The following is a 14,994-nucleotide window of genomic DNA, read 5'->3' on the forward strand; positions in this document are numbered from 1 at the left end:
CCGGCGCCGGGCCGGTCACCGCGGGGACGTGTCGGTCCGGTCGGAGCGCGCGGCCCGGTCCGTCAACGGTGGCACCCTTCCCCCGGCCCGGCGCACCGCGCGGCGCTCCCACACGTAGACCCAGGGGCCGACGGCCATCCCCCGCAGCCGCTCGAGGCCCGCGCCGGCGGGCATCCCGGGCCCGGCATCGACCTCACGTTGCGCGATGTGGCGCAACTGCGCGAGCGCGGCGGGGAGCCGGCGTAGCGCGACGGCCCGTCCGTGGCGGTCCAGTGCGATCTTCGTGAGGAACCCGGCCAGCCCCATCGCGTAGCCGCGCATCTGCGCCGCCAACGCGTCCTGGTCGGGCCGGTGGTGATGCCAGACGTATGCACTGGGCTCGTAGCCCAGCACGTGCCCGGCCAGCACCACCCGCACCAGCAGCTCGCAGTCCTCGCCACCGTGGGTGGCCGAGCCGGGGCCGAGCGCCTCGTCGAACCCGCCGAGCTCGCGGACGACGTCGGTGCGCACCGCGAGGTTGGCGCCGATGCCGAACAGGCCCGGGGAGAACGGGAAGATCGACGAGTCGTCGGGCGGCTCGGCCAGCGAGAACCGGCGGGCCACGAAGCCCTTGTTCCAGGCCAACGCGGTGTCGGCGGCCTGTTCCTCCCGGGTCTCGAGGCGAGCGGCGAGCACCGGCCCGCTCACGCACGCCAGGTCCGGGTCCGCGGCGAAGGCCCCGGCCAGCCGGCGGACCCAGCCCCGGTCGGGTTCGGTGTCGTCGTCGGTGAAGGCGACGATCGCGGTGCCGGCCTCGTGCAGGCCGCGGTTGCGGCCGACCGAGGCGCCGCGGCGCGGTTCGCGCAGGTAGCGGACCCGGGGATCGCCGATCCGGTGCACGGCCTCGGCGGTGCGGTCGTCGTCCGGGTCGTTGTCCACGACCAGCACCGTGAGGGCCCGGTGGTCCCCGCGGAGCACGGCGCGGACGCACCGCTCGAGGCTGCACGGCCGGCCCCGGGTGGCGATCACGACGGTGACCGGCTCGTCCGGGGACGGCGGGGCCGGCGGGACGGGCGGGTCGGGCAGCGCCCCCAACTGCTCGTCGACCGCGCGGCGGACCTCGGCGGCCGTGGCCCGGCCCGCGTCCAGCGCGACGGTGACCTGGCCGAGGGGCGACCCGCCCGCGGTCACCAGGATCCGCGCCGCGGTGAACCGCCGGTCGACGACGAGATCGGCGAACCCCGCGCGGCGGTCGAGCTCACCGACCCAGGTGGGCTCGGACAGCGACATGGCAGTTCCCTCCCAGGTCCGGACGGCGGCCGCACCCCCTGCTGCAACGAGGGAAGCTAGTAGATCGAAACGGGGGCTGTTCCGGCGGGAGTCATCTGCGGGTCACCCGGGCGTCGCCCGGACGGGGTGATGCGCCCCGGACGGTCCGGTGCGAGGTTCGCCGTCCGGCACCGGGTGGTCGGCGTGGAGGTCGACACGGGCGTCGCAGGATCCCGTCGACGGAGGACTGCCGTGACGACACGCACACAACCCAGCCGTCCCGCGGAGGTGACCCCGGCGCAGCGCTGGCTGGCCCGGCTCGCGTTCGTCGCGGCGTTCGCGGCGATCGCGGTGCTCATCGCGGGTGCCGGCCTGCGCAGCATCGCCCTCGTCGTACTGGGAGTGGTCGGGATCGCCGTCGCGCTCGCCGCCACCTGGTCGTTCCTGGCGCACCGGGGGGCGTTGCGGTGGCTGTCCGCGGTCGTGGCGGTGGCCGCGCCGCTCGTCGTCCTCGGGCTCGACGTCTGGGCCGGTCTGCTGTGGGTCGTGGTCGCGTCGCTCGCCCTGGCCGGTGTGGCCGGCGCTGCGGGCCGGGCGGCGCTGAGCCGGGACCGCCCAGCCCGGCCGGGGCCGGTGGAGTACCCGGCCGCACCGGTGCGGCACCCGTTCTTCGTGATGAACCCGCGGTCCGGCGGCGGCAAGGTGAAGACCTTCGGACTCGACGAGAAGGCCGCGGCGCTGGGCGCCGAGGTCGCGCTCCTGGAGGGCCCGGGGGTCGTCGACGTCGTCGAGCTCGCCCGCGACGCCGTGGCCCGCGGCGCGGATCTGCTCGGGGTGGCCGGCGGCGACGGCACGCAGGCGCTCGTGGCGGGTGTCGCCGCCGAGCACGGCGTCCCGTTCGTGGTGCTCTCGGCCGGCACCCGCAACCACTTCGCGCTCGACCTCGGGCTGGACCGCGACGATCCCCCGACCGGGCTGGGCGCGCTGACCGACGGCGTCGAACTGCACGTGGATCTGGGCGTGATCAACGACCGGATCTTCGTCAACAACGCCTCCTTCGGCGCCTACGCCGAGATCGTGCAGAGCCCCGACTACCGCGACGACAAGGTGGGCACCACCCTGCAGCTGCTGCCCGACCTGCTGACCGGCCACCGGGGACCTCACCTGACCGCGCGGGCCGACGGCCGGGTGACGATCGAGGCCCCGCAGGCGGTACTCGTGAGCAACAACCCTTACGGAACCGGTGACGTCGCGGGACTGGGCCGGCGGGGGCGGCTGGACCAGGGTGTTCTCGGGGTGGTCGGGATCACGGTGTCCAACGCCGCGCAGGCGGCGGGGCTGCTGCGCCGCCAGCACACGAACGGCCTGGTCGCGACGACGGCCCGGCAGGTGATCGTGGACGCCGACAGCGCCGAGATCCCGGTCGGGATCGACGGCGAGTCCGTGTCACTGCCGACGCCGGTGCACTGCACGATCCGGCCGGGCGCGCTGCGGGTGCGGGTCCCCCGCGAGCGCCCCGGGGTGCCGGTGGCGAAGCCACCCATGAACTGGGCCCGGTTGCGCGAACAGGCGCTCCCGACGGCCGGCCCCGCCGTCGTCCACCGCTCGACCGGATAGCGCTCACCTCCACGGGACACCGTCGTCACCACGGGAGCGACATGCTGGGACTGATCATCGCGGCCGCCGGCCCCCCGCTCGGCATGGCGTTCATGCTGAGCCTGGAATGGGTCGAGAGCCATCTGCTGCGCGACCGGCCCTCCGAACCGGGCGGTGCTGCCGCCGACCCGCTCACGAACCGGGTGGCGGTGATGGACAGACAGCGCTGACCGCGTCCGGCAGCTGGGCGAGCGTGGTCTGCAACGAGGCCGGCGGCTGCCACGTCCACCGGCCCCGGGCCTGCGGGGAACACTGTTGACCTGCACCAGGGTCGAGGTAGCAGGCTGGACGCCATGAGCGCCCCGCCCGGCACCGGGCCCACCGGCCGCGTCCGCTCGGAACTCTTCGGGCCGAACCGGCGCGCCACGACGATCGGGCTGGTCCTGCTGATCAGTCTGGTCGCGTTCGAGGCCATGGGGGTCGGCACGGCGATGCCCGCGCTGGTGGCCGACCTCGGCGCGGTCTCGATGTACTCGTGGCCGTTCGTCGCGTTCATGGCGGCCGCCGTGTTCGGCACCGTGCTCGGCGGGCGGTGGTGCGACGTGTCCGGCCCCCGCGTCCCGCTCGTCGCGGCGCCGGTGCTGTTCGGGGTCGGGCTGGTGGTGGCGGGGACCGCGGGGAGCATGACCCAGCTGCTGGCCGGGCGCGTGCTGCAGGGCCTCGGCGCCGGGACCCAGGCCGTCGCCGTCTACGTGCTGATCGCCGCGGTGTACCCGCAACGGGCCCGGCCCGCGGTGTTCGGGCTGATCTCCTCGGCGTGGGTGCTGCCGGCGCTGATCGGTCCGCCCGTCGCCGGTGTCGTCACCGAGCGGCTGTCCTGGCACTGGGTGTTCCTGGGGCTGGTGCCGGTCGTCCTGCTCGCCGTCTCGCTGGTGCTGCCCGCGGTACGCCGGCTGGGTCCGCCCGACCCGGGACGGGTGGCCACCCCGGCGCGGCGCGGCCTGGCCGCTGCGGCGCTCGGCGCGGCCACGGGTGTGTCGGCGCTGAGCTGGGCCTCGCAGCACGCGACGGTCACCGCGGCCGTCGCCGCGGTGGCGGCCGTCGTGCTGCTCGTCCCGTCGATGCGCCGGCTGTTGCCGTCCGGGGTGTTCCGGGGCGGGCGCGGCATCCCCACCGTGGTCGCCGGTCGCGGGCTGCTGGCCGGGGCGTTCTTCACCGTCAACGCCTACCTGCCGCTGATGCTGACCAGCACGCACCGCTGGTCACTGGCCATCGCCGGGGTCCCGCTCATCGTGGGGTCGCTGGGCTGGTCGGCGGCGTCGGCGTGGCAGGGCCGGCACCCCGACCTGCCCCGGCCGACGCTGCTGCGGGTCGGCTTCAGCTGCGTCGCCGCGGGAATCGCCGGGCTGCTGCTGGTGGCACCGGCCTGGGGGGTGCCGTGGTTGGCGCTGCCGGTGTGGGGCGTCGCCGGCGTCGGCATGGGGCTGGGCTATTCGTCGCTGTCCTACCTGCTGCTGCAGCAGTCCGGTGCGGGCGACGTCGGGTTCCACACCTCCGCCGCGCAGATGTCCGACCAGCTCAGCACCGCCACCATGATCGGCGCGGGCGGCGCACTGCTGGCGCTGCTCGGCTCCCCGGCGGTGGCGCTGCCGGTGTTGCTCGGGCTGCTCGTGGGCCTGGCCGTGCTGGGCGCTGTCATCGCCGGCCGGACCGCACGGCCGCAGCCGGCCGCGGGATAGCCCGCGGGCCGTCACGGCTTCCCCGGGCGCCGGGCCGCACCGGGCAGCGCGTACACGTCGCGCCGGGTGTCGATCATGTGGGTGGTGAACGCGCGTTCCCGCCGGATCCCGCGGGTGAAGGCCAGCGACCAGGTCAGCACCGCGCCCAGCCGGTTGCGGAAACCGGTGAGGAAGGCGATGTGGACGAACAGCCACACCACCCACGCCACCGGGCCGGACAGGTGCAGCCGCCCGGCGGAGACGACGGCCCGGCCGCGCGCGATGTAGGCCGCCGAGCCCAGGTCGACGTAGTGGAACGCCCGGGCGGCCCTGCGGCCGGCGACCTGCTGGCGGATCCGCCGCCCGGCGTAGTGGCCCGCCTGCATGGCCACCTCGGCGACCCCGGGCAGACCGGTGCGGCTCATCAGGTCCCCGGCCACGAGGATCTCGGGGTGGCCGGGGACCGTGAGATCGGCTCCGACCCGGATCCGGCCGGCCCGGTCACGGCAGGCACCGGTGGCCTTCGCGACAGCCGCGGCCAGCGGCGGCGCCTCCACACCCGCGGTCCAGAGCACGGTGGCGGCCGGGTACTCCGTCGTGACCCCGGACGGGCCGCGGACCAGCAGCCCTTCCTGGTCGACGTGGGTGACGACCGACCCCAGGTGCAGTTCGACGCCCAGCGCCGTCAGCGCCTGCGCCGCCTTCGCCGACAGGTCCGGGCCGAACGCCACCAGCGGTGCCCGGCCACCGTCGAACAGCAGTACCCGGGCGTCCTCGGGCCGGATCCGGCGGAACTCCGCGCGCAGCGTCCGGTCCGCGAGCTCGCGGATCTGCCCGGCCAGCTCGACCCCGGTGGGGCCGGCCCCGACGAGGGCGAAGGTCAGCCAGCGGCGGCGCTCGGCGGAGTCGGTCGCGCTCTCGGCACGCTCGAACGCGCCGAACACCCTGGCCCGGACGTCCAGCGCGTCGGCCAGCGTCTTCAGCCCCGGAGCCCACGCGGCGAACTCGTCGTGGCCGAAGTAGGACTGGCGCACCCCGGCGGCGAGCACCACGTAGTCGTAGGGCAGCTCGACGAGTTCGCCGCCGGGCCGCTCGGCGACGACGCACCGGCGGGGCGGGTCGAGATCGACGACCTCGGCGAGCAGGTATTCGGTGTTCCGGTGACGCTTGAGGACGTCGCGCAGCGGTGCGGCGATCTGCCCCTCGGACAGGATCCCGGTCGCGCACTGGTACAGCAGCGGAACGAACAGGTGGTGCTCGGCACGGTCCACCAGCGTCACCTCGACCGGGCTGCGGCGCAGGGCGCGAGCTGCGAAGAGCCCGGCGAACCCGCCGCCGACGATGACGACACGCGGCCTCTTGATCCGGTCCATCGGGTCACCCCGGTCCCCATCACATCGAGCTCACCGCGGGCCGTCCGGCCGGGGATCCGGCCCGCATCTGCGCGGCTCACGGTCCTCTGCGCGGCGGCGCGACACGCCACCCGGAAAGGACGATGGGCCCGGGAACCGAGGCGCTTCGGCCCGCGCGCGCCCGCTGGACCGGCCCGGTGCGTCACCGACGTGGACCACGGGCGTGGGGCTGTCCTCGTCCGGTGCGGTGATGCCGCCCGGCCGGGCCCTGCGGACGCTGCAGGACATACGCCCGCCTCACTCGGGCCGGGTGATGCCCGGCGTCCGCACCGCGCGGCAGAGTCCGCAACAGCGACGACGAGGGAGGACGGCATGGCGAACAGGGGCAGCCGCGCCGCACGGCACGAGCTCGACCGCGCCATCGTCAGCGGGGTGACCCTGCTCGGCGTGGCCGGCATCGTCGGGCTCTCCGGGCTCGCGGTGGGCATCGCCGTGGCGCTGCGCTTCTTCCGGCAGTGGGTGCGGCACGCCGAGGTACCACCGACCGAGGTGGTGCGGCACCGGTGGGAGCAGGCCCGGTCGGCGGCCACCGCCGGGATCGACGCCTGGCGCGACGCGCACGCCGAGCAGCGAGCCCCGTCCCGGGACTGACGGGGCGCGGCCTGCTCCGGTGTCGTGGGCTTCCCGGCCCCGCCGGGCGGCCCTCGCCGGCCCTCCGGCCGGGACGACCGGCGCCGGGGATCAGAACAGCGAGCCGTAGGTGCCGCCGTCGACCCGGACGGTCGCGCCGGTCGTGAAGCTCGCCGACGGGGACGCCAGGTAGACCGCTGCGCCGACGATCTCCTCGGGCCGGCCCGCTCGCTGCAGCGCCATCGAGCGCTGCAGTCCCGCCTGCACCGCATCCATGTCCCACGCATCACTGATGTCGGTGAGGAACGGGCCCGCCGTGATCGTGTTGACCCGCACCGCGGGTGCGTAGGCGCGGGCCAGGCCGCGGGTGAGGGTCTCCAGCCCGGACTTCGCCGCCGCATAGGGCAGCGCGGTGGGCGACGGGATCGCCGACTCCACCGACGAGATGTTGATGATGCAGCCGGACCCGGCGGCGGCCATCCGGGCGCCGACCAGGCTGCCCAGCCGGAACGGCCCCTTCAGGTTGACCGCGAACACCTTGTCGTAGAGAGCCTCGGAGACGTCCTCGAGCGACGGGTACAGCGGTGAGAGGCCGGCGTTGTTCACCAGGACGTCGACGTGCCCGGCGGCCGCGTAGGCCCGTTTCACGAGGTCGTCGCACTGGTCCCAGTGGCTCACATTGGCGGCCAGCGCCCACGCCCGGACCCCGAATGCGGCCTCCGCCTCGGCGGCCACCTTCTCGCAGGCGTCCTGTTTACGGCTCACGACGATGACGTCGGCACCTCGTTCGGCGAAGCCGAGAACCATCTGCCGGCCCAGTCCGCGGCTCCCCCCGGTGACGAGGGCGACACTTCCGGAGAGGTCGAAGAGGCGATCGGTCATGGACGGACCCGCTTTCTCGTGGGTTGGCACACGGATGACGATGCGATGAGGATGATGCCTGCGAACACCGGCGGCGGTCGCACCGCCGGGTCGGTGCCCCGCACACCGCGACTCACCCATTCGACGGGCAGCACTGCTCTGTGAATATCGTGAGATCTATTATGAGTCGCGTGAGAATGTGTTCCGCGCATTGCGCGGCGCAGGCACACCACTAGTGTTCTCGTGGCGTCCGCCGCGCCGACTACCTGCACGACCGCGCCGGCGGGCCGCCGGCAACCAGGCGGAGCGGGGGGTGCGGGCAGCGGCCGCGGGGGCGTGCGGCCGCTGCCCGCACTATGTCTCAATCACGTTCGAAAGGGTGATCGTGCCAGCTTTCCAGCAGGCTTGCCGAGACGCTCCGGAATTCCCGGTTTCCGGCCCGGGGAGCGCTTTCGCCGAGAGGGAGCCACTGCCCGGGACGTCCGGTTGGGGGTCCCGGCACGGTATGCCGACGAGCCGATCGGCGGCGCCGGCTGCGTCGGCGGACAGGACCTTCGCCATCTCGACGCCGCCCTCGCGGGCGGAACAATGAGGGTCGTGCTGCAGCAGACGCCCACCAGGGCCGCCACCGACCCGGGCCGTCCCGATCCGGTGATCAGCCGGACCGGAACGGGGCCGTCATCGTGCTGAGCGGATCGGCCCGGAAGCGCCACCGGGGCACGCGGACCGTCTTGCTCGCCATCTTCGCGCTCGTCGCCGCGCTCAGTCTCGCCTGCGGGCCGGCCGTCGCGGCCACGCCACCCGTTCCGGCCGACGGACAGCCGCCGTCCGGCGCGCCGGCCCCGGGGCTCGCCCGGTTCTACGACCAGCACCTGTCCTGGGGCAGCTGCGCGCCGTTCGCGACCACACCGGCGGACAAGCAGGCCTACACCGCGCCGCGACTGCAGTGCGCCTACCTCGAGGTACCGGAGAACTACGCGAACCCCGGCGGGGCCACGGTGCGCATCGGGCTGCTCCGCGTGCCGGCCAGCGACCCCGCCCACCGCATCGGCTCCCTGGTCATGAACCCGGGAGGACCGGGGGCCTCCGGGATGAGCACCGCGGCCAGCTTCGCCGCTCAGGTCGCCGCCACCGACCTCGGCCGACGCTTCGACTTCGTCGGGTTCGACCCCCGTAGCGTCGCGTCCAGCCAGCCTGCGGTCCTCTGCGAGACGCCTGCCGAGCAGGACGCCGAGCGTGCGGCCGACCTCTCCGCGGACACCTCACCCAGCGGGGTGGCCAAGCTCGAGGCCCAGGAGAAGACCGACAACGCCGAGTGCGTCGCCCGCACGGGCACCGGAACCGGCCTGCTGGCCAACATCGGCACCCGTGACGTCGCCCGCGATCTCGACGTCATGCGCGCGGCCCTCGGTGACCAGAAGCTGACCTTCCTGGGCTACTCGTACGGCACCCGGCTCGGCACCGCATACGCCGAGGCCTTCCCGCACAATGTGCGCGCGATGATCCTCGACGGCGCGATCGACCCCGCGCAGAACCCGATCGACCGCAACGTCGACCAGGTCGCCGGGTTCCAGAAGGCCTTCGACGCCTTCGCCGCGTTCTGCACGAGGCGCAGCGACTGCGCGCTCGGCACCGACCCGGCGCGAGCCGTCGCCGCCTACCAGGCCCTCACCCGGCCCCTGCTCGACCACCCGGCACCCACCGCCGACGGCCGCACGCTGACCTATGACGACGCGACCATCGGGACGATCACCGCGCTCTACCAGCCGGCGGGCTGGCAGACCCTCAACACCGGGCTCGCCGAGCTCGCCCGCGGCCGCGGGGACACGCTGATGAAACTCGCTGACGCCTACGACAACCGGTCCCCGGACGGCAGCTACGGCAACGACACGGCCGCGTTCACCGCGATCAGCTGCGTCGACGACCCGCCGGTCACCGACCGGGCGACCGCCCGCGCCCTCGACGCGCGTGACCGCGCTGCCGCCCCGTTCGAGGACAGTGGGCGCCCGCCCTCGGACGCCCTCGGCCAGTGCGCGTTCTGGCCGGTGCCGCCGACGACCCAGCCGCACGTGCCGAATGTCAGCGGGCTGCCCCCGGTGGTGGTCATCTCCACCACCGGTGACCCCGCGACCCCCTACCGGTCCGGCGTGAACCTCGCCAAGGACCTCGGCGCCCGGCTGCTCACCGTGCAGGGCACCCAGCACACCGCGTTCCTGCAGGGCATCACCTGCGTGGACAGCGCCGGGGTCGCCTACCTGACCTCGCTGACGCTGCCCGCGAAGGGGATGGTCTGTGCGGCGAGCTGACCCCTGGCGGGGTCCGCTCACGGACCGAGGGTGAGCAGTTCCTCGTAGAACCCGCCGATCCGCCGCTGCCGGTCGACGAGATGCACCTCGAGGATCCAGTGGCACCGCCGGCCGGCCTTGTCGGTGCCGCGCATGACGGTGCCGTTGCCGGGCGCGATGTAGCTCTCGATCCGCTCACCGTCGATCAGCTCGTGCGGGAACTCCCCCACCAGGTGTCCGGAGTGCGCGCCGCCGAACTCCCAGCCGGCGGCCCCGGCCAGGGCGGTCATGTGCGCGTAGAGCTCCCGGCCGGTGATGCCGGGGTGGGTCTCGAAGTGCCGGCGGCCGGCGTCGAAGATCCGCGGCAGGTCGTCGCGGAGCCGGTGCTTGACCGGGTCGTCACCGAGCACGAAGGTGCGCCCGAAGTCGGCCTCCCACTCGGCGAAGATCGGCCCGAAGTCGAGGAAGACGATGTCGTCCGCCGCGATGACCCGGTCCGGCGGATTCTCCTTGTAGGGCTGCAGCGTGTTCGGCCCGGAGCGGACGACCCGCTTGTGCCAGTGCCGGTTCGTGCCGAACAGCTCCGCGCCGAGGTCGCGCACCTCGTCGCTGACGACGGACTCGGGCACGCCGGGGCGGACCAGGCCCCGCCGGCCGACTTCGGCGAACAGCTCGGCCGCGCAGCCCTGGGCCTGGAGCAGCCCACGGGCCCGGGCGTCCTCGTCGATCGCGGCCTCGTCCCTGGGCGCAGCCATGACGGTCACCTTAATCACGGATACTGGACGTCGTGCGCGTGATCGCCCGGGACGGCGTCCACGAATTCGAGCTCCAGCGCTCGCGGTTCCTCTGCAGCCTCGCCCGGGTCGCCGACGACGAGGAGGCGGCCGCGTTCATCGCCGCCGTCCGCCGGGAGCACTGGTCGGCCACGCACCACTGCTCGGCGTTCCGGGTCGGCCCCGACGGCGGGTCACAACGATCCAGCGACGACGGCGAGCCCGCCGGGACGGCCGGGGTGCCGATGCTCGAGGTGCTGGTCCGCCGCGAGCTCACCGACACCGTGGCCGTGGTGACCCGCTACTTCGGCGGGATCAAGCTGGGCGCAGGCGGGCTGGTCCGCGCCTACGGCCGCGCGGTGTCCGAGGCCGTCGACGCGGTCGGCACGCTGCGCCGGGCCCGGTTCGCCACGCTGGAGATCCCGGCCGAGCACGCCGAGGCGGGCCGGCTGGAGAACGCGCTGCGCGCCGCCGGGCACCGCATCGCCGGCGTCGACTACGGCCGGCGCGCCACGTTCACCGTGCAGGTACCGCAGGACGACACGGACGCCTTCCATGCCTGGCTGGCCGAGCAGACCGGTGGTGCGGTGACCGCGACGGTCGGGCCACCCGTCGATCTCGACGTGCCCGACTGAGCCCGGTCAGGCGGCACCCGGGCAGGGGCGGGTCGCCCGGCCGGTGCGCAGGGCGGCCGCCCACCAGGTGAGCTGGTCGAGCGGCACACCGGCCGTGGGGTCCACCGGGGGGTACAGGCGCGCCCGCGACCGCGGGTGCAGCCCGGGCGCCAGGAGCTGGACGAATTCAGGTCACGATCTTCGCGATCCGGCTGGTCACCCGGTCGGGCGCCGGCCAGCAGGCCACCCCGCCGACCGCGCGGACCCACTGCACGCCACGGATCGCGTTGGTGACGAACGCGCCGTGGGCCCCGGCCAGGTCGCGCAGGGTCAGCTCGCCGATGTCGTAGCGGGCGCCCGGCTCGTCGAGCGCGTCGAGCGCGTCGAGCACGGCCTGCCGGGCGGTCCCGGGCAGGATCCGGCCGTCCAGCGGCGGGGTCGCGACGACGCCGGCGCGCACCACGAACAGGTTCGACCGGGTGGTCTCCAGCACCCGGTCCGCGTCGTCGACGAGCAACGGCGTCTCGTCCGGTGCGAGACCGCGCTCCCGCGCGTCGAGCCTGCGGCGGTCGGCGAACTTGTGCGGCGCCCCGCCCGCCGTCCGCGCCACCCGCAGCACCAGGCCGGGCTGGCCACCGAGCGGCACCGGGGGCGGGCACGGCCGGACGAGAACCCGGACCCGGTCCGGCTCGGCCGGGTCCGCATCGACCCGGACCCGGTGGTGTCCGGGCCGGTCCCGGACCGCCGCGGCGATCGCCCCCGCCACGTCGGCGGTCAGCGGGCGCCGGTAGCACTCCCAGAAGGAGCGGCGCAGCCGCCGCACGTGATCGGCCAGTCGGCGGGGCCGACCGTCGACCACGAGCAGCGTCTCGAACAGGCCCTGCCCGGGATCCGGGCATCCGGGAGCGGAGGCGGGCGTGCCGGCGGACGCCCAGGGCACCCCGTCGCCGAGCACGCGCAGCAGCGGCGCGGCCTTGGTGAGGCACTCGGCCCACTCCTGCGCAGGCGTGGAGTCGACCGTCACCCCGCCGCCGACGCCCAGCCGCGCCCGGCCCGACGCATCGACCTCAAGCGTCCGGATCGCGACGGCCAGCTCCAGGCCGGCCAGCGGGCTCGCGTACCCCAGCGCCCCGGTGAACAGCCCCCGGGGCCGGTCCTCCAGCTCCTCGATGATCTCCACGGCGCGCACCTTCGGGGCACCGGTGACCGAGCCGGGCGGGAACGTGGCCGCCAGCAGGTCCGCGTCGTCGCGGCCCTGGGCCGGCTCGCCACGCACCTCCGAGACCAGATGCCACACCCCGGGGTGCGGCTCGACGGCCAGCAGCCGGGGCACCGTCACCGAACCCGGCGCGCAGACCCGGGACAGGTCGTTGCGCATCAGGTCGACGATCATGATGTTCTCCGCGGCGTCCTTCTCCGAGCCGCGCAGCAGGTCCCGCTCGCCGGCATCCGCGGTGGTGCCGGTGCGGGGGCGGGTGCCCTTGATGGGTTCGGTGCGCACGACCGGCCCGTCGCGGTGCAGGAACAGCTCGGGGCTGGCGCCGACCGCCGTCCCGGCCGGGTCGGCGACGAACCCGGCGCGGGCCGGGCCGAGCGCCTCGACGAGCCGCGCCCACGCGTCGTGCGCCGAGCCGGTGAGCCGCAGGTCCAGCGACGTGGCGATGTTCGCCTGATAGATCTCGCCGCGGCGGACGGCCTGCACGCACCGCTCGACGGCGACGACGTGCGCGGCGCCGTCGGGCGGCGTCACCAGTTCCAGCCGGGCCGGCGGCACCGCGGCCGGCGTGCGCAGCGCACGGGCCAGCGCCTCGCGGCGGCGGGCCGCGTCGGCCGGGCCGAACGGCTCCCCGCCGTCGTCCCCGCCGCCCCCGGTGAGCAGCGCCTCGTACCACCAGCGCCGCCCGTCGTGGCGCAGCACGTCGCGGTACCAGCCCAGCGACGCCCGCGGGAATCCGGCGGCCCCGGAGGCCGGGAACGACAGGTAGCCGAACCAGCCGCCGCCGACGGCGTGCGGGTGCGCGGGGTCGGCCGGCACCGCGGGCAGGGTCGCGAGCAGCACGAACGGGTCCTCCCCCGCCGCGGCCACCCGGACCGGGTCGCAAGTGATCAGTCCGCCGCGCGACCAGGCGCCGGACCAGGCGGTCACCCGGTCCCGGCCGGCGAGGCGGCGCACCGCCTCGGCGAGCGTGACGTCGGCGTCGAGCGGCTCGACGTGGAGCCGGGCCGTGCGGCGCATCGGCTCCTCCCCTCGACTTCGCGGTGGCGGCCCCGGCGCGGCCGGGCGGTCCGGATCATCATCGTCTGCCGCCGGATGGGCGACGCAAGCGGGCCGCACGCCCCTCACGGTCAGTGATCGGCGGTCGCGGCGAAGCGCCGATTCCGGACGATCCGCGGGGCCCCCCGCTGGGCCACCCGGGTGATCTTCGATTGCTGACCGAATTGCAACCCGGCTTGCCCGGCATGTCCGGGATCTCTTGAGATCATCCTCCGGGAGAGGGAATCGACGGACCGGCAAGTGGACGTATCCGCAGGTCCGTCGACGCGATACGAGGGGGACCGGCCGTGGCCGAGCGCGCACGAACGGGGACGACCGGGACACGGAGCGGACGGGGGCCGGTCGCGCTCGCGCTGTCCGGCCTCGTCGCGCTGGCACTCCTCGCCGGATGCTCGGCCGCCGCAGCGGGCCCCACGCGCCCGGACGCTCCCACCACCGCACCCGCCGCCACACCGGCCGCCGTCGACCCGCGCCCGGTCCTGCAACCGGCCGACGGCAGCACCGGGGTCAACCCGCTCGCGGTCGTCCGGGCCGCCGCCGGCGGGACCCTGCGCGACGTCACCCTGACCGACACCAGGGGCACCACCGTGCCCGGCGCGCTGTCCCCCGACCGGCGGCAGTGGACCGCGACCGCGCCGCTCGGCTATGCCCGCACCTACCACTGGGCCGGGACCGCCGTCGCCGCGGACGGCACCACCACACCGCTCACCGGGTCGTTCCGGACGGTCGCGCCGCGCCGGCTGGTCCGCGCGTCGACGAACATCGGCGACGGGCAGACCGTCGGCGTCGCCGCGCCCATCGAGGTCCGGTTCAACCGGCATCTCGACGACGCCGCCAAGGCCACGGCCGAGCGCGCGCTCAGCGTGCACACCTCGGTGCCGGTCGAGGGCGGCTGGGCCTGGCTGCCCGATGACGCCCAGGGTTCGCGCGTGCACTGGCGCCCGGCCGCGTACTGGCCGTCCGGGACGACCGTGACCATGGCGGCCCGGCTCTTCGGCCGCGACCTGGGCGGCGCCGGGTTCGGCGCGAGCGATCTGACCAGCACGTTCACCATCGGCCGTAGCCAGATCGTCAAGGCCGACGTGAACAGCCACCGGATGCTCGTGGTGCGCGACGGGCAGGTGGTCATGGACCTGCCGGCGAGCTACGGGCTGGGCAGTGACCCGAACCGGGTGACCCGCAGCGGGACACACGTCGTGATGGGCAAGTCCGAGACGGTGCTGATGTCGAACCCGGCCTACGGCTACCAGGACGTGCCCGAGCACTGGGCCGTGCGGATCTCCAACAACGGCGAGTTCATCCACGCGAACCCGGCCTCGGCGGGCGCACAGGGCTCGCGCAACGTCACCCACGGCTGCATCAACCTGTCGACACAGAACGCCCGGGACTATTTCGGCACCGCGCTGTACGGCGACCCGGTCGAGGTCACCGGGAGCACCGTCGCCTTGTCGGCCGCCGACGGCGACATCTACGACTGGACCATCCCGTGGGCCACGTGGCGGACGATGTCCGCACTCGCCACGCCGTAACCCGTTGTCGACCGGCCCGTCGTTTCACCACGATTGGCGCGACCACCATTCCACGTCGAATCCGGCAGAAACACCTATTCCCTCCCGGATCCGGACGCGGATCGCGGGCATGA

At 74.7% G+C, this 14,994-nt stretch carries 12 protein-coding genes; 7 read left to right on the forward strand and 5 right to left on the reverse strand.

Features of this window, described 5'->3' with window-relative positions:
* Positions 1-15: 15 nt before the first annotated feature.
* The gene (locus tag HF526_RS02630; RefSeq protein WP_169379587.1) at positions 16-1,269 is read right to left on the reverse strand and encodes a glycosyltransferase family 2 protein; all 1,254 of its coding nucleotides are present in this window, start codon (positions 1,267-1,269) and stop codon (positions 16-18) included.
* A 231-nt stretch (positions 1,270-1,500) separates the two neighbouring features.
* Between HF526_RS02630 and HF526_RS34445 the strand changes: the two genes are divergently transcribed.
* From HF526_RS34445 to HF526_RS02645, 3 genes are all read left to right on the forward strand, one after another.
* Positions 1,501-2,865: a diacylglycerol/lipid kinase family protein gene (locus tag HF526_RS34445; RefSeq protein WP_338051250.1), complete on the forward strand. Its 1,365-nt coding sequence runs from the start codon at positions 1,501-1,503 to the stop codon at positions 2,863-2,865.
* 41 nt (positions 2,866-2,906) lie between these two features.
* Positions 2,907-3,074: a hypothetical protein gene (locus HF526_RS02640; RefSeq protein WP_169379589.1), complete on the forward strand. Its 168-nt coding sequence runs from the start codon at positions 2,907-2,909 to the stop codon at positions 3,072-3,074.
* Between the two features lie 123 nt (positions 3,075-3,197).
* A complete protein-coding gene (locus HF526_RS02645) occupies positions 3,198-4,583 on the forward strand; it encodes an MFS transporter (RefSeq protein WP_169379590.1) in 1,386 nt (461 codons plus the stop codon).
* A gap of 11 nt (positions 4,584-4,594) precedes the next feature.
* Here HF526_RS02645 and HF526_RS02650 read toward each other — a convergent pair whose 3' ends face one another.
* Positions 4,595-5,935, reverse strand: coding sequence for an NAD(P)/FAD-dependent oxidoreductase (locus tag HF526_RS02650; RefSeq protein WP_169379591.1), 1,341 nt, complete (start codon positions 5,933-5,935; stop codon positions 4,595-4,597).
* 351 nt (positions 5,936-6,286) lie between these two features.
* Between HF526_RS02650 and HF526_RS02655 the strand changes: the two genes are divergently transcribed.
* Positions 6,287-6,565 (forward strand): hypothetical protein, encoded by a 279-nt coding sequence (locus tag HF526_RS02655; RefSeq protein WP_169379592.1) that lies wholly within the window; start codon positions 6,287-6,289, stop codon positions 6,563-6,565.
* A gap of 90 nt (positions 6,566-6,655) precedes the next feature.
* Here HF526_RS02655 and HF526_RS02660 read toward each other — a convergent pair whose 3' ends face one another.
* Complete coding sequence (locus HF526_RS02660) at positions 6,656-7,426, reverse strand: SDR family NAD(P)-dependent oxidoreductase (RefSeq protein WP_169379593.1); 771 nt, start codon at positions 7,424-7,426, stop codon at positions 6,656-6,658.
* 710 nt (positions 7,427-8,136) lie between these two features.
* On the opposite strand from HF526_RS02660, the gene HF526_RS02665 reads away from it, so the two are divergent.
* Positions 8,137-9,711 carry an alpha/beta hydrolase gene (locus HF526_RS02665; protein WP_169379594.1) on the forward strand — a complete coding sequence of 525 codons (1,575 nt, stop codon included), beginning with the start codon at positions 8,137-8,139 and terminating at the stop codon, positions 9,709-9,711.
* Positions 9,712-9,728: 17 nt separating this feature from the next.
* On the opposite strand, the gene HF526_RS02670 is transcribed toward HF526_RS02665, so the two are convergent.
* Positions 9,729-10,445 carry a M24 family metallopeptidase gene (locus HF526_RS02670; protein WP_169379595.1) on the reverse strand — a complete coding sequence of 239 codons (717 nt, stop codon included), beginning with the start codon at positions 10,443-10,445 and terminating at the stop codon, positions 9,729-9,731.
* Between the two features lie 32 nt (positions 10,446-10,477).
* On the opposite strand from HF526_RS02670, the gene HF526_RS02675 reads away from it, so the two are divergent.
* Positions 10,478-11,098: a YigZ family protein gene (locus HF526_RS02675; RefSeq protein WP_169379596.1), complete on the forward strand. Its 621-nt coding sequence runs from the start codon at positions 10,478-10,480 to the stop codon at positions 11,096-11,098.
* 166 nt (positions 11,099-11,264) lie between these two features.
* Here HF526_RS02675 and HF526_RS02680 read toward each other — a convergent pair whose 3' ends face one another.
* A complete protein-coding gene (locus HF526_RS02680; protein ID WP_169379597.1) occupies positions 11,265-13,313 on the reverse strand; it encodes an aminodeoxychorismate synthase component I in 2,049 nt (682 codons plus the stop codon).
* 326 nt (positions 13,314-13,639) lie between these two features.
* Here HF526_RS02680 and HF526_RS02685 point away from each other — a divergent pair, with 326 nt between their 5' ends.
* Positions 13,640-14,881: an Ig-like domain-containing protein gene (locus HF526_RS02685; protein WP_169379598.1), complete on the forward strand. Its 1,242-nt coding sequence runs from the start codon at positions 13,640-13,642 to the stop codon at positions 14,879-14,881.
* The last annotated feature ends 113 nt before the right edge of the window (positions 14,882-14,994 follow it).

Origin of the sequence: Pseudonocardia acidicola (assembly GCF_012911935.1) — a bacterium.
Classification (GTDB): domain Bacteria; phylum Actinomycetota; class Actinomycetes; order Mycobacteriales; family Pseudonocardiaceae; genus Pseudonocardia; species Pseudonocardia acidicola.

What these genes read in the sequence shown, in the direction of transcription:
- HF526_RS02630 (WP_169379587.1), bottom strand. Translation starts at nt 1,269, where the DNA reads ATGTCGCTGTCCGAGCCCACCTGGGTCGGTGAGCTCGACCGCCGCGCG.
- HF526_RS02640 (WP_169379589.1), top strand. Translation starts at nt 2,907, where the DNA reads ATGCTGGGACTGATCATCGCGGCCGCCGGCCCCCCGCTCGGCATGGCG.
- HF526_RS02645 (WP_169379590.1), top strand. Translation starts at nt 3,198, where the DNA reads ATGAGCGCCCCGCCCGGCACCGGGCCCACCGGCCGCGTCCGCTCGGAA.
- HF526_RS02650 (WP_169379591.1), bottom strand. Translation starts at nt 5,935, where the DNA reads ATGGACCGGATCAAGAGGCCGCGTGTCGTCATCGTCGGCGGCGGGTTC.
- HF526_RS02655 (WP_169379592.1), top strand. Translation starts at nt 6,287, where the DNA reads ATGGCGAACAGGGGCAGCCGCGCCGCACGGCACGAGCTCGACCGCGCC.
- HF526_RS02660 (WP_169379593.1), bottom strand. Translation starts at nt 7,426, where the DNA reads ATGACCGATCGCCTCTTCGACCTCTCCGGAAGTGTCGCCCTCGTCACC.
- HF526_RS02670 (WP_169379595.1), bottom strand. Translation starts at nt 10,445, where the DNA reads ATGGCTGCGCCCAGGGACGAGGCCGCGATCGACGAGGACGCCCGGGCC.
- HF526_RS02680 (WP_169379597.1), bottom strand. Translation starts at nt 13,313, where the DNA reads ATGCGCCGCACGGCCCGGCTCCACGTCGAGCCGCTCGACGCCGACGTC.